The sequence below is a fragment of the Rhodococcus triatomae genome, assembly GCF_014217785.1.
Taxonomy (GTDB): Bacteria; Actinomycetota; Actinomycetes; order Mycobacteriales; family Mycobacteriaceae; genus Rhodococcus_F; species Rhodococcus_F triatomae.
In genome coordinates this window covers 3,829,894-3,843,263 of record NZ_CP048814.1, presented here as the reverse complement: position 1 = coordinate 3,843,263, position 13,370 = coordinate 3,829,894, and the positions used below count along the sequence as shown (strand labels likewise).

Below are 13,370 nucleotides of genomic sequence, written 5' to 3'. Positions count from 1 at the left end.
GGGCCTGGGGTGGAGCTGCCGGGAATTGAACCCGGGTCCTCCGCCGCCTCATCAGGGCTTCTCCGTGTGCAGTTCGCTATGTCTCTACTTGGATCTCCCGGTCTCGCGAACAAGCCGTGATGACGATCCCAGTCGCTGTGAGATGTCCCGTGCGATTCCGCGACCGAATCGAACGGTAGAGCCCTCTAGCTGATGCCAGTACCCGGACCGAGGGCGAACCCGGACTGACAGACACGCAGTCGCTACTTAGGCAGCGAGTGCGTAGTCGCGCTGATTGGAATCGGCGCTTATATGTTTGCAGCGACGCTCACGGTGGTCTCCTGCCTGCACCGACACGCTTCCCCTGACTCAACGTACGCAGTCGAAACCGTTCAGCCCCGTACGTCCCCACGTCTTTCGTGGGGCCACCCACTATAACGCGGCCCCACCACAGAATCATCCCGATTATCGGCGGGCCCGCAGACGAGCCAGGTCGGCCGCGATATCGGCAGCCAGCACGTCGGCCACGATCGCACTCGCCGCCCGGTATCCGGCGGCCGCACTGAGGATCACCTGGGCGTGCGGGTCGACCACGTTGCCCGCTGCCCACACCCCGGTGACGCTGGTCGCCCCCATCGCGTCGACGGCGGGGAACCGGCCCGCCGGCGTCTCCTGGGTCTCGACACCGAGCTCGGCGAGCAGACCGTCCCGCGGCACCATGCGAGTGGCGACGAACACCGCGCCACGCGGCACGACGGTTCCGTCCTCGAGGCGCACACCGGTGAGCCGGTCGTCGGTGGTGTCGATCCCGGCGACGCGCCCGCGCACCACCGCGATGCCGCGCGCCTCGAACACCTCGAGTTGCTCATCGGTGGGCTCGCTCGCGGTGTGGACGAAGAAGGTCACGTCCTCGGACCACTGCCGCACCATCAGCGCCTGATGCACGCTCATCTCACTGGTGGCGACGACGCCGATCGGCTCGCCGCGAACCTCGTAGCCATGACAGAACGGACAGTGCGCGACGCCCCTTCCCCATTGCTCCGCGAGTCCGTCGATGTCCGGCAGTTCGTCCCGCAGGCCGGTGGTCACCAGCAGCCGGGGCGTCCGGACCTGCGTCCCGTCCGCCGACTCGACGACGAACGCGTCGCCGTCGCGGCGCGCACTCACCACCGAGCCGCCCAGGAACTCGACGCCGAACTCCTTCACCTCGGCCCGGCCGAGGTGAAGGAGTTCCGTGGGCGGCAGACCGTCGCGGGTGAGGAATCCGTGCAGGTGGGCGGCGGGAGCGTTGCGCGGCTCGCCCGCGTCGATCACGAGGACCTTGCGCTGCGCCTGGGCGAGCACGAGGGCGGCGTTCAGGCCGGCCGGGCCCCCGCCGACGATGACGACGTCGTGGAGGTTCTCGGTGCGGGGTGCTTCGTCGTTGCTGTTCATGGCACCAGCGTGACGGCACCGGAATCTGGTAGCAAGTATATTTGCCAGTACGGCAAAGTACCGAAGGATCGACCACCCGAAGGAAGGGACAGCGCACCCCGTGAACACGGACGACGTACTCGCCTCGGTCGCCTCCCGGCTACGCGCCCTACGTACGGAACGCGACCTGACCCTCACCGAGCTCTCCGAGTCCACCGGGATCTCGGTGAGCACGCTCTCGCGGCTGGAGAGCGGTCAGCGCAAGGCCAACCTCGAACTACTCCTGCCGATCGCCGCCACGTACGGGGTGCCGCTCGACGAACTGGTGCGGGAACAGCCGAGGGACCCTCGCATCCGCCAGGTCGAGAACCGGTCCGGACGGCGGACGTCTATTCCACTCACCCAGCAGCCCGGAAACCTCCAGGCGTACAAGATGATCATCGAACCCGGCGAGGGACCGCCGTCGCCCCGCACACACGAGGGCTACGAGTGGTTCTACGTCCTTGCCGGACGCATCCGTCTCGTCCTCGGCGAGCAGGACATCACCCTCACCGCCGGTGAGGCCGTCGAGTTCGACACCCGCATTCCGCACTGGTTCGGTACGGCGAGCAACGAACCCGCCGAGATCCTCAGCCTGTTCGGCCGCCAGGGCGAGCGCCTGCACCTGAGGACCTGAGCTGCGGGTTCGGATCAATCCTGCCGATAACCCTGGACAATCGTCCATCTTTGTCTAGTGTCCTGTTGATCCGGATCCGACACGACAGGGCGGGGCAACATGGCAGCGAAGACGGAGAAGGCAGAGGGAACCCGGCGCACCTCTCGTGCCGTCACCGCGCGCACAGCCCTCGCGCTCGGTGCCGCCCTACTGACCGTGGTCGCCGCAACCACCGTCGCCGGCTCCGCGCCGCTCTCCCCCGTCGATCAGCTCGAGGGCCCGCCCACCGACCCCGTCTTCGGGCTCGCCGGTGGCTGCTACGCGATCGCCTCCGACTCGCAGGTTTCCGACGACGGGCCCGGCCGGTTCGTCACGCGGTCCGGCGACGGCTACGCCGCGACCGCGTCGACGGTCGCGGACGCCGACCGGTTCCGGCTGCAGGCCGCGCAACTCGGCCGCTTCATGTTCTTCGGGCAGGACGGGACGCTCCCGGCGGATCGCGGCACGTCCGTCGTCGCCACGTCGTCGTTCACTCCGGACACCGACTGGCGCCTGACCTACACCGACGGCACCCACACCGCGGCCGCCACGCATTCCGGGCGGGTGTTGACCGTCGACCGCGCGAGCGGCGCACTGACCGTGACGGATCCGGGCACCGACCCCGACGCCGGTCGCCTGCGTCTGGTCCCGACCGAGGGTTGCGCCGACTTCCCGGAAGCCGAGGTGGGCGCCGTCGGCGGACCGGCCACGTCGTCGCCCGGTGGCGAGGTACGTGGTTTCATCGACACCCACGTCCACATGAACGCGGACGACTTCATCGGCGGCGACATCCATTGCGGCGCACCGGTCGATCCGCAGGGGATCACCGTCGCCCTCGCCGACTGCCCTGATCACGGCAGCGACGGCGCTCCCGCCCTCGCCGAGAACATCCTGTCGCACGGCGACCCGTTCCACACGCACGACACCACCGGATGGCCCACGTTCACGGACTTCCCGGCCCACGGCTCCCTCACCCACGAGCAGACCTACTATCGCTGGGTGGAACGGGCCTGGCGTGGCGGGCTGCGAATCTTCACCAACCTCCTGGTGTCGAACCGGGTGCTCTGCGAGATCTACTGGCACACCTCGCTTCCGTGCGACGAGATGGAGACGATCCGCATCCAGGCCCGCGCGGCGCACGCGCTGGAGGACTACGTCGATGCCCAGTACGGCGGGCCGGGTCGCGGCTGGTTCCGCATCGTCAGCTCCCCCGCCGAGGTACGCCGCGTGGCCGCCGAGGGCAAGCTCGCCGTCACCCTCGGTGTCGAGATCTCGGAGCCGTTCGGCTGCCGGGAACTGGCCGGGATCCCGCAGTGCACCGAGTCCGACATCGATCGCGACCTCGACGAGGTCTACGCACTCGGCGTGCGCCAGATGATTCTCACGCACAAGTTCGACAACGCACTCGGCGGCGTGCGTTTCGACGACGGCGTCCAGGGCGTGGCCGTCAACGTCGGCAACGCCCTGTCCACCGGCTCGTTCTGGCGTACCGGACCGTGCCCGGGCCCGATCGCCGACAACCCGGTCAGTCCCGTCGTCGGCAATCTCGGCGACCTGGCGCAATCGCTGCCACCGGGGATCTCGCTGCCGGTGTATCCCTCGGGCCCGGCGTGCAACGTGCGCGGACTCACCGGCCTCGGTCGCTACGCCGTGCACGCCATGATGGACCGCGGCATGATCATCGACATCGACCACATGAGCGTGCGCACCGCGGACGACACTCTGGCGATCCTCGAGGAGGCCGGGTACTCCGGGGTGGTGTCGAGCCACAGCTGGACGGACCCGAGCAACTACGCCCGGATCTATCGACTGGGCGGCTTCGTCGCACCGTACGCGCACGCCGCCGACACCTTCGTCGAATCGTGGCGAGAGGCGCGGGAGATGCGCAGCGACGACTACACGTTCGGGTTCGGCTACGGTGCCGACACCAACGGGTTCGGCCCCCAGGCGGCGCCCAGCCCGTACGCCGACAGTTCCCCGGTGCGGTATCCGTTCACCTCGTTCGACGGGAGCACCGACCTGGACCGGCAACGGACCGGCGAGCGCGTGTTCGACGTCAACGTCGACGGAAACGCGCACTACGGACTGATCCCCGACTGGATCGAGAGCCTGCGACTGGCCGCGGGTGAGGACGGCGACCAGATCGTCGACGACCTCAGCCGAGGCGCGGAGGCCTACCTGCAGATGTGGGAGAGAGTCGACCGGGACGGGTGATCGCAGCTCCTCAACTCGCGACGGCGATCATCGCCACCGACGCGAGAGCGAGGAGCATTCCCGCCTGCTGCAACCGGCCGACGCGTTCACCGAGCATCACCATCGCCAGCAGCACGGTGGCCGCGGGATACAGCGAACCGATGACGCTCACGAGCGAGAGCATCCCGCCCTGGAACGCGAACATCATCGCGGCATTGGCGATCACGTCGAGCACGCTGACGTACACGGCCAGACGCAGCGGGACCCCACGCGGAGCCGAGAACTGGTGGGCCGCGAGCGCGACGGCCCAGACCACCGCCGTCGCCGCCGCGCGCGACGCCGCCAGCGGCCAGAGCCCGCCCCCGTCACCGATCCGGTGCAACGCGACGAACGCCAGCGCGAAAGCGACTCCGGAGCCGACCGTGAGCAGAGCAACGTTTCGGGTGAACCTCAGGGTGCGGCCGCCGGCCACCTCGCCTGCGGTCGCGTCCGGCGACTCGCGGCTGACGAGGACGACGGCGATCAGCGCGACGGCGATCCCGGCATAGGCCATCCCGCCCGGCCGCTCCCCGAGTACCAGACCCACCGTGACCGGTAATCCGGCGACGAGCACCGCGGTGACCGGCGAGACCACCGACATCGGCCCCGAGGCGAGGGCGAGATAGAACCACCAGACGGCGACCCCCACCGCGATCCCGGAGACTGCGCCCCACACGAGCCCCGACGCCGAGACCGTGCCGCCGACGAACGGGGCGATCGCAAGGACGACGAGCAAGGACAGCGGATAGGAGACGATCACGACCCGCAGCGCCGTCACCCGGCGGGACGCGACTCCTCCGACGAAATCGCTCACCCCGTACGCGGCGGCCGCGACCAGAGCGAGCAGGACAGAGGTCAGCGCATCCCCTTGACCCGGCGGCCCAGTTCGCGCGTCACCTCACGCTCTTCGGTGCGACGCTTGATGTCCTGACGCTTGTCATAGTCCTGCTTGCCCTTGGCGAGGGCGAGTTCGACCTTGACCTTGCCGTCGGAGAAGTACATCGACAGCGGAACCAACGTCTGGTTGCCCTCCCGGGTCTTTCCGACGAGGTGCTCGATCTCCCGCTTGTGCAGCAGCAGCTTCCGGGTGCGGCGCGGCGTGTGGTTGGTCCACGATCCCTGCGTGTACTCCGGGATGTGCAGACCACGCAGCCACACCTCGCCGTCGTCGACCGTCGCGAACGCGTCCACCAGCGACGCCTTGCCGTCCCGCAGGCTCTTCACCTCGGTACCGACCAGCGCGATCCCGGCCTCGTACGTGTCGAGAATGGTGTAGTTGTGTCGCGCCTTGCGATTGGTCGCGATGACCTTGCGGCCCTTTTCCTTCACGATCCGGGCCTTTCAGTCCACGTTCGTCGTCCACTACTCGTCACCAGCATAGGAGCCGTGGCAAACCGATTACTCACGCACGTACAGGCGCAGCGTGACATAGGCGGTCACGGCCGCCATGCCGACACCGACGAGCGCCAGAATCGGGGACACGAACAGCACGTCGCTGTTGGAGATGCGGGCGACGATGTTCGCGTCGTAGACGTCGGCGAGGACGTCGTCGACGAACAGGTTCTTCGCGGTGAACAGCCCCGCGATCGCCAGCACCGCGCCGACCAGGGCGGCGACCACCGCCTCCAGGAGGAACGGCAACTGCGTATACCAGCGGGTGGCGCCGACCAACCGCATGATGGAGATCTCGGTCCGCCGGGTGAACGCCGCGATCTGCACCATGTTCGCGATCAGCAGCACCGCCGCGACCGCCTGGATCGTAGCGATCGCGAAGGCCGCGTTCCGGATGCCGCCGAGCACGCTGAACAGCCGCTCCACGAGCTCACGCTGGTTGAGGACGCTCTCGACACCCGGCCGGGCTCCGAACTGTTCCTCGATGACGCCGAAACGCTCGGGGTCGCTGAGCTTGATCTTGAACGATGCCGGGAAGCTGTCCGGGCTCACCAACTGCGCGAGTTCCGGTTGATCCTTGAACACCCGATCGGTCGCGTCCGCGACCGCGTCCTCGCGATTGAGGTACTGCACCGAGACCACGGACGGCTCGCTCTCCAGCTCCGTGCGCAGTGTGCGGCAGGTGTCGGATTCGCAGTCCGGGTCGGCGGACGAGATGTCGTCGGTGAGGAAGAGCTGCACCTCGACACGGTCGAGGAAGATCTGCTGCGTCTTCCCCGCCATCTGCACCACCAGCAGACCACTGCCGAACAAGCCGAGGGAGATGGCCGTCGTGAGGATCATCGCGATCGTCATGGTGATGTTGCGGCGTAGTCCGGTGAGGACCTCACTGAAGATGAAACTGGCACGCATGGGAGGTTCGGCGTCCTTCGAGGGTCGAGGGGGAGGTGGTGGGATGCAGCGTCAGCGTCCGACGCCGTAGACGCCGCGCGACTCGTCGCGCACCACCCTCCCCATGTCGAGTTCGACCACCCGTCGTCGCATCGAGTCGACGATGTGGTGGTCGTGTGTCGCCATCACCACGGTGGTCCCGGTCCGGTTGATCCGTTCGAGCAACATCATGATGTCCTGGCTGGTGTCCGGGTCGAGGTTGCCGGTCGGCTCGTCGCACAGCATCACCAGCGGGCGGTTGACGAATGCCCGGGCGATCGCGACCCGCTGCTGCTCGCCTCCGGAGAGCTCGTTGGGCAGCCGGTCCGCCTTACCGGACAGCCCGACCATCTCGAGCACCTCGGGGACGGTCCGGGTGATCATCGTCCGGGGCTTGCCGATCACCTCGAGAGCGAACGCGACGTTCTCGGTGACCGTCTTCTGCTGCAGCAGCCGGAAGTCCTGGAACACCACGCCCATGCTCTGCCGCAGCCGGGGTACCCGCCGGGCCGACAGCCGGTTGACGTGGAAGTCGGAGATGTGGATGTCGCCGGCGGTGGGTGACTCCTCCTTGAGCAGCAACCGCATGAACGTCGATTTCCCCGAGCCCGACGGCCCGATGAGGAAGACGAATTCGCCCTTGTCGACCTCGACGCTCACCCGGTCCAGCGCGGGCCGGGTGGAGCGCTTGTACGACTTCGACACATTCTCGACGCTGATCACGGTGACCCAGTGTAGCCACGGGGGTTGTCGGGGCCAGCCCCTCGAACGGGCGCGCTGCTCAGCCGGTCGTCCCCGGCGCCCCGGTGGAGGGCGGCGCGGTCTCTTCCGTCTCCCACGGCGGGACGAACTGCGGAAAGAGCCCACCGGGTGTCGTGGTCGTCGTGGTGCCCGTCCCCGTCTCACCCGGATTCCCGCCGGGCTCCGGCGACTGCGGAGAGGTGGTGTCCGTCGGCGTGGGAGTCGGCGTCGGCGTCGTGGTCGGGGCCGTCTCGGTCGGCTCCGGGACGTACTGCTCGGTGGTCTGCTGGGGAACGGGGCCCACTCGCGAGTCCTGTTCCGTCCCGGCGTCCGGGTTGAGATAGATGTAGAACGTGAACACCACGAGCCACAGCAAGCACAGCACGATGGTGGACGTCCGGACCTTGCCGCCGAACAGATAGGGCGGAAACAGGTGCAGGAATCGGTCGAGGCCGCGACGCTCCTCGCTCATTCGGCCCGCTCCTCACCCTGGTCGGTGGCCAGATCCGGAGTGACGGTGATCCCCTGTCTGCGCAGCGCGGCGGCCACGCGCACCCGCAGTGCCCGCCCCACCTGGAACTGCTTGCCGGGCAGTGTGCGCGCCACCACCCGCACGCTGACCTCGTCGACACCGAGGCTCTCCACGCCCATGACGGTGGGCTCGTCGAGGAGAAGTTTCTTCAGCGACCGGTCGCTGAACGCGGCGACACCGACCTGGTGCAGCACCTCGTTGACGCGGTTGATGTCCGCGGTCGCCGGCACGGGAACGTCGACGACGGCACGGGCCCAGTCCTTCGACAGGTTGACCGCCTTCACGATCTGCCCGTTGGGGACGGTGATCACCTCGCCGTCGGAGTTCCGCATCCGGGTCACCCGCAACGTGACGTCCTCGATGACACCTTCGGCGTCGTCGCCCGCTCCGGTGATCGCGATCCGCACGGTGTCGCCGAACCCGTACTGCCGTTCGGTGATGATGAAGAACCCGGCCAGGATGTCCTGCACCACCCGCTGCGCACCGAAACCGAGGGCGGCACCGAGCACGGTGGCGGGGGCGACGAGGCTACCGATCGGCAGGCCGAGACGGTCGAGGATCTGCACGATCGCGATGATCCACACGATCGTGATGACGACCCAGGTGATCACCTGGGCCACCGAATGCCGGTGCTTGCTGGCTTCGGACCGGACCAGCGCATCGCCCAACCGGTAGTTGGCGTCGATGCGGTCCGTGATCCGCCCGCCGCCCCAGTTCACGAACCGGACCACGAGCACTGCGGTGAGCACCGTCAGCGCGACGGCCAGGCCGGTGTCGGCCGCCCAGTCCAGCGCCCGCTCGACCGGTGTGAACGGGATCGCCACCGATTCCATACGCGACCGCTACGCCTGGTTCTCGCGCATCCGCCAGCGGATGCCCGCCTCGAGGAAGCCGTCGATGTCCCCGTCGAGCACGGACGACGGGTTGTTGACCTCGTACTCGGTGCGCAGGTCCTTCACCATCTGGTACGGGTGCAGCACGTACGAGCGCATCTGGTTACCCCAGGAATTGCCGCCGTCGCCCTTGAGCGCATCCATCTCGGCACGCTCTTCCTGGCGCTTGCGTTCGAGCAGCTTCGCCTGCAGCACCCGCATCGCGGACACCTTGTTCTGCAGCTGCGACTTCTCGTTCTGACAGGTCACCACGATGCCGGTGGGGGTGTGGGTGAGCCGGACCGCCGAGTCGGTGGTGTTCACCGACTGGCCGCCGGGGCCGGACGAGCGGTACACGTCCACCCGCACGTCGTTCTCGTTGACGTCGATGTGGTCGGTGGTCTCCACGACGGGCAGTACCTCGACCTCGGCGAAGGAGGTCTGCCGGCGGCCCTGGTTGTCGAAGGGGCTGATCCGCACGAGGCGGTGGGTCCCCATCTCCACGGACAGCGTGCCGTAGGTGTACGGGGCCTTGACCGCGAAGGTGGCGCTCTTGATCCCGGCTTCCTCAGCGTAGGAGGTGTCGTAGACCTCGACCCCGTAGCCGTGCTTCTCCGCCCAGCGGATGTACATGCGCATCAACATCTCGGCCCAGTCGGCGGCGTCGACGCCACCCGCACCGGAGCGGATGTTGACCAGCGCGTCACGCTGGTCGTACTCGCCGGAGAGCATCGTCTTGACTTCCATCGCCTCGATGTCGGTACGCAGCGAGATCCGCTCGGCGTCCGCATCGCCGAGGGCGTCCGCGGACCCCTCCTCCTCGGCCAGCTCGTAGAGGAGCGGCAGATCCTCGAGCCGCTGGCGCAGCTCCTCCGCCCGCCGCAGCTCGGCCTGTGCGTGCGAGAGCTCACTGGTGACGGACTGGGCGTGCTCCTGGTCGTCCCACAGGCTCGGATCGGCAGCCTGGTGCTCGAGCTCGTCGATTCTGCGGCGGAGCTCCTCGATGTCGAGCACCGACTCCACGGTGCGCAGGGTGGTGTCGAGCTCGTCGATGTCAGCGGATACGTCAGGTTGCACGATTACCAAGGTTACCGGCTCTCGCGCGGGTGCCCTCCCACGCGGGGGCGGCGGAGGAACCGTTGCGATCCCGCTGCGCCGAACCCTTCCCCGTGACCTGCGGGTGGGTTCCGATGGCAGGAGGCACCCGAATCCCGCCCGAATCCCTCGACGAACGGAGTCGCCATGACGGCGGCGTCGTCACCGACGACGACTTCAAGCGGACGATCCAGGACGAGACCGGGCTGAAGCCGCAGTGGGCGGCCGAAGCGTTCCCCGACGTCGAAGAGGACGTGCGGCAATCACTGCGCCGGATCGAGGTGAGCCCGTTCGTCACCGCCACGACGTCGCTGCGCGGGTTCGTCTTCGATGTCTCCACCGGCCGCCTGACCGAGGTCTGACCCCGGCCACCTCGGGCCTCCCGGAGCGAGCCGGTCCGCTAGCGTTGGCGTCCATGGCCTCCGATCCGCCCGCACCCAGCCCGTCCGCCGATCTGGAACTCGCGCTGCGTCTGGCCGACGACGCGGACGAGATCACGCGCGCCCGTTTCGGCGCCCTCGATCTGCACGTCGATGCCAAGCCGGACCTCACCCCGGTGTCCGATGCCGACCTCGCCGTGGAGCGCGGACTGCGGGACACTCTGCTCGCGCAGCGGCCGGACGACGCCGTCCTCGGGGAGGAGTTCGGCGGTGACGCGGTGGTCGCCGGACGGCAATGGGTGGTCGACCCCATCGACGGCACCAAGAACTTCGTGCGCGGAGTCCCCGTGTGGGCCACCCTCATCGCGCTCCTCGACGACGGCGTGCCCGTCGTGGGGGTGGTGAGCGCGCCCGCACTGTCCCGGCGCTGGTGGGCGTCGGCGGGCTCCGGCGCATGGACGGCGTTCGACGGCGGCGAACCGCGGCGGATCTCGGTCTCGTCCGTCGCCGCGCTCGATGCCGCCAGCCTGTCCTTCTCGAGCCTGTCCGGCTGGCGGGAGCTCGGCATCAGGGATCGCTTCCTGGCGCTCACCGACGAGGTGTGGCGAGTGCGTGGATACGGAGACTTCCACTCGTACTGCCTTCTCGCCGAGGGCGCCGTGGACATCGCGGCCGAACCCGAGGTGTCACTGTGGGATCTGGCGTCACTCGACATCCTGGTCCGGGAAGCCGGTGGGCGGTTCACCGATCTCGACGGCAATCCCGGTCCGCATGGTGGCAGCGCCGTCGCCAGCAACGGCCGACTCCACGACCCCGTGCTGGCGAGCCTGCGGCCCTGAGCCACCGCGGCTCGTCTACGGTGCGCGTGTGCATCAGAACGAGCCCCCTTCTGCGGGCGCCCTCGAGCCGGACCGTCCCGCCCCTCCCGGCCGTCACGACCGCGGCGCCTTCGTCGTGCTGGCCGTGGCGGCGGTTCTCGTCCTCGCGTGCGTCGCCGCGATCGTGGTGGTCGCCCTCCGTCAGGTCGACGGTCTCTCGCTGGATGCCGGGAGCACCGAGGGGACGGCCGTCGCGGCCGCGGCGGAGACCGAGGACGACCCGGACGACGTCTCTGCACTGCGGGACGTCCCGCCGGTGTCGGTCGTCGGCCCCACCTGGGATGACTGGGACGACACCTACACCATGGATTTCGACGGCTGGCCGTTCGCATTCCGCGTGGGCGGAACCTGGGGCTGCCTCGGCGGCACCGTCAGCATGTTCCCGGACGACCCGGCCCGCGGGTGCGTCGACGAGCGCGGCGGCGCCGGCCAACGAGTGAACCTCGTCCTCCAGGAGTGCCCGGACGGGTGCACCGCGGAGCTGCGCGCGGGCCGGGACGCCGAGTGGTTCGACGATCCGGGACGTGTCGTCGTGGTGGACGAGTACACGTCCTACCTGGAGACCCCGGTGAACGAGGACGGCAAGTACACGGTCGAGCTGAGCCGCTACTTCGGTGACGGCGCGGGGGGCTCGCCGACCTGGCGTGTTCTCGTGTACGTCGAGTCCCCGCCCGACACGAGAGCCGTCGTCCAGGCGGCTCTCAACGACGTCGTCACGCAGACGCAGTGACCTGCACGCGAGCGGAACTTACTCCATAGTAGACAGCAACCTTACTCCGAAGTAAGATACTTCATCGACCCTGCCCGAACACCGAGAAACAGCTGGTGATCATGAGCAAGCAAGACAGTGTTGCCCCCACCGAGCGCGATCCGCGCGACACTTCCGCCGTCGGACTGAACCCGGTCAAGCGCGACGCCATGGGTGCCGCGATGCGCGTCCTGACCAAGATCACCGGCTCCGAGCTGGCCGAGAGGTACAACCTCCGCCAGACCATCGACCGCGTGACCTACGAGGGCACCAAGACCGGATTCAAGACGCTCGGAGCCGCCACCCGCGGATTCCAGAAGGTGGCCGGCAGCGGCGCACCGAAACGACTTCCGGACAGCCCGGCCAAGAACTCCGACTTCTTCGACCTCACCCCCACCGACGACCAGCAGATGATCGTCGAGACGGTGCGCGAGTTGGCTGCCGAGATCCTGCGTCCCGCCGCGCACGACGCGGACGCGGCTGCCGCCACCCCGGCCGACCTCACCAAGCGCGCCGCCGAACTGGGCATCACGCTGATCAACGTGCCCGAGGAGCTCGACGGCGCGGCCGGCGAGCGCGGAGCGGTCACCAACACCCTCGTCGCGGAGGCCCTCGCGCACGGCGACATGGGGCTGGCGCTGCCGATCCTCGCGCCCAGCGGTGTCGCGGTCGCCCTCACCCAATGGGGCACGGACGCGCAGCAGAAGACCTACCTGCCGGCCTTCACCGGCGAGCAGGTCCCCGGTGCCGCGGTCGTCGTCGCCGAGCCCCGCGCGCTGTTCAACCCGTTCGAGCTCGAGACCAAGGCGGTCCGCTCACCCAGCGGATACAAGCTCAACGGCGTCAAGAGCCTGGTCCCTGCGGCCGCCTCCGCCGAATTGTTCATCGTCGCAGCAGAACTCGACGGCCGGCCGGCGTTCTTCATCGTCGAGTCCGACACCAAGGGCCTGGTCGTCGAGGCCGACCCGAGCATGGGCCTGCGGGCTGCGGGCATCGGCCGCATCCAGCTCACGGACGTCGCGGTGCCCGAGTCGGCGTTGCTCGGCGAGGGTGACGTCGAACAGCGCGTCAAGGAGTACGCGGACGCGGTCCGCCTCGCCCGCCTCGGCTGGGCGTCGCTCGCCGTCGGCACCGGCCAGGCAGTTCTCGACTACGTGATCCCCTACGTCAACGAGCGCGAGGCATTCGGCGAGCCGATCAGCCACCGCCAGGCGGTGGCATTCATGGTCGCCAACATCGGCATCGAGCTCGACGGCCTGCGGCTCGTCACACTGCGCGGCGCCTCGCGCGCCGAGCAGGGCCTGTCCTTCGCCCGCGAGGCGGCACTGGCTCGCAAGCTCGCCACGGACAAGGGAATGCAGATCGGCCTCGACGGCGTGCAGTTGCTCGGCGGCCACGGATTCACCAAGGAACACCCGGTGGAGCGCTGGTACCGCGATCTTCGCGCGATCGGCGTCGCCGAGGGCGTCGTCCTGATCTGAGCG

Annotated in this window: 13 protein-coding genes, 1 other RNA gene and 1 pseudogene; 6 read left to right on the top strand and 9 right to left on the bottom strand. The window is 68.6% G+C overall.

The window, feature by feature from the left end:
- Nucleotides 1-7: 7 nt before the first annotated feature.
- Together ssrA and G4H71_RS18275 are read right to left on the bottom strand one after the other, a co-directional pair.
- Nucleotides 8-379, bottom strand: a transfer-messenger RNA (tmRNA) gene (gene ssrA / locus G4H71_RS18280).
- A gap of 65 nt (nucleotides 380-444) precedes the next feature.
- Complete coding sequence (locus G4H71_RS18275) at nucleotides 445-1,413, bottom strand: NAD(P)/FAD-dependent oxidoreductase (RefSeq protein WP_072736443.1); 969 nt, start codon at nucleotides 1,411-1,413, stop codon at nucleotides 445-447.
- A 100-nt stretch (nucleotides 1,414-1,513) separates the two neighbouring features.
- Between G4H71_RS18275 and G4H71_RS18270 the strand changes: the two genes are divergently transcribed.
- Nucleotides 1,514-2,068: a helix-turn-helix domain-containing protein gene (locus G4H71_RS18270; protein WP_072736444.1), complete on the top strand. Its 555-nt coding sequence runs from the start codon at nucleotides 1,514-1,516 to the stop codon at nucleotides 2,066-2,068.
- Between the two features lie 99 nt (nucleotides 2,069-2,167).
- Nucleotides 2,168-4,300: an amidohydrolase family protein gene (locus tag G4H71_RS18265; protein WP_139183180.1), complete on the top strand. Its 2,133-nt coding sequence runs from the start codon at nucleotides 2,168-2,170 to the stop codon at nucleotides 4,298-4,300.
- Nucleotides 4,301-4,310: 10 nt separating this feature from the next.
- Here G4H71_RS18265 and G4H71_RS18260 read toward each other — a convergent pair whose 3' ends face one another.
- From G4H71_RS18260 to prfB, 7 genes are all read right to left on the bottom strand, one after another.
- Nucleotides 4,311-5,177 carry an EamA family transporter gene (locus tag G4H71_RS18260; RefSeq protein ID WP_484592963.1) on the bottom strand — a complete coding sequence of 289 codons (867 nt, stop codon included), beginning with the start codon at nucleotides 5,175-5,177 and terminating at the stop codon, nucleotides 4,311-4,313.
- Nucleotides 5,174-5,647, bottom strand: coding sequence for an SsrA-binding protein SmpB (gene smpB / locus G4H71_RS18255; RefSeq protein WP_072736446.1), 474 nt, complete (start codon nucleotides 5,645-5,647; stop codon nucleotides 5,174-5,176). Before smpB ends, G4H71_RS18260 begins: the two co-directional genes overlap by 4 nt.
- 69 nt (nucleotides 5,648-5,716) lie before the next feature.
- Nucleotides 5,717-6,622, bottom strand: a complete 906-nt coding sequence (gene ftsX / locus G4H71_RS18250; RefSeq protein WP_072736447.1) for a permease-like cell division protein FtsX — start codon at nucleotides 6,620-6,622, stop codon at nucleotides 5,717-5,719.
- A 51-nt stretch (nucleotides 6,623-6,673) separates the two neighbouring features.
- Nucleotides 6,674-7,363, bottom strand: a complete 690-nt coding sequence (gene ftsE / locus G4H71_RS18245; RefSeq protein ID WP_072736448.1) for a cell division ATP-binding protein FtsE — start codon at nucleotides 7,361-7,363, stop codon at nucleotides 6,674-6,676.
- A gap of 58 nt (nucleotides 7,364-7,421) precedes the next feature.
- Entirely contained in the window at nucleotides 7,422-7,853 is a 432-nt protein-coding gene (locus tag G4H71_RS18240) for an Rv3103c transmembrane domain-containing protein (protein WP_072736449.1), read from the bottom strand.
- Nucleotides 7,850-8,731, bottom strand: a complete 882-nt coding sequence (locus tag G4H71_RS18235) for a mechanosensitive ion channel domain-containing protein (protein WP_496560005.1) — start codon at nucleotides 8,729-8,731, stop codon at nucleotides 7,850-7,852. The genes G4H71_RS18240 and G4H71_RS18235 overlap by 4 nt, the downstream gene beginning before the upstream one ends.
- A 24-nt stretch (nucleotides 8,732-8,755) precedes the next feature.
- Entirely contained in the window at nucleotides 8,756-9,862 is a 1,107-nt protein-coding gene (gene prfB / locus G4H71_RS18230; protein WP_072736451.1) for a peptide chain release factor 2, read from the bottom strand.
- A gap of 182 nt (nucleotides 9,863-10,044) precedes the next feature.
- Here prfB and G4H71_RS18225 point away from each other — a divergent pair.
- The 4 genes and pseudogenes from G4H71_RS18225 to G4H71_RS18210 all read left to right on the top strand — a co-directional run.
- Nucleotides 10,045-10,242, top strand: a pseudogene (locus G4H71_RS18225) (carbonic anhydrase); the annotation flags it as partial.
- A gap of 53 nt (nucleotides 10,243-10,295) precedes the next feature.
- Entirely contained in the window at nucleotides 10,296-11,099 is an 804-nt protein-coding gene (gene hisN / locus G4H71_RS18220) for a histidinol-phosphatase (RefSeq protein ID WP_072736452.1), read from the top strand.
- 28 nt (nucleotides 11,100-11,127) lie between these two features.
- Entirely contained in the window at nucleotides 11,128-11,868 is a 741-nt protein-coding gene (locus G4H71_RS18215) for a hypothetical protein (protein WP_139183181.1), read from the top strand.
- A gap of 95 nt (nucleotides 11,869-11,963) precedes the next feature.
- Nucleotides 11,964-13,367 carry an acyl-CoA dehydrogenase family protein gene (locus G4H71_RS18210; protein ID WP_072736454.1) on the top strand — a complete coding sequence of 468 codons (1,404 nt, stop codon included), beginning with the start codon at nucleotides 11,964-11,966 and terminating at the stop codon, nucleotides 13,365-13,367.
- The last annotated feature ends 3 nt before the right edge of the window (nucleotides 13,368-13,370 follow it).

Coding starts and splice junctions, on each gene's coding strand:
- G4H71_RS18265 (WP_139183180.1), top strand. CDS start 2,168: ATGGCAGCGAAGACGGAGAAGGCAGAGGGAACCCGGCGCACCTCTCGT.
- ftsX (WP_072736447.1), bottom strand. CDS start 6,622: ATGCGTGCCAGTTTCATCTTCAGTGAGGTCCTCACCGGACTACGCCGC.
- G4H71_RS18275 (WP_072736443.1), bottom strand. CDS start 1,413: ATGAACAGCAACGACGAAGCACCCCGCACCGAGAACCTCCACGACGTC.
- G4H71_RS18240 (WP_072736449.1), bottom strand. CDS start 7,853: ATGAGCGAGGAGCGTCGCGGCCTCGACCGATTCCTGCACCTGTTTCCG.
- hisN (WP_072736452.1), top strand. CDS start 10,296: ATGGCCTCCGATCCGCCCGCACCCAGCCCGTCCGCCGATCTGGAACTC.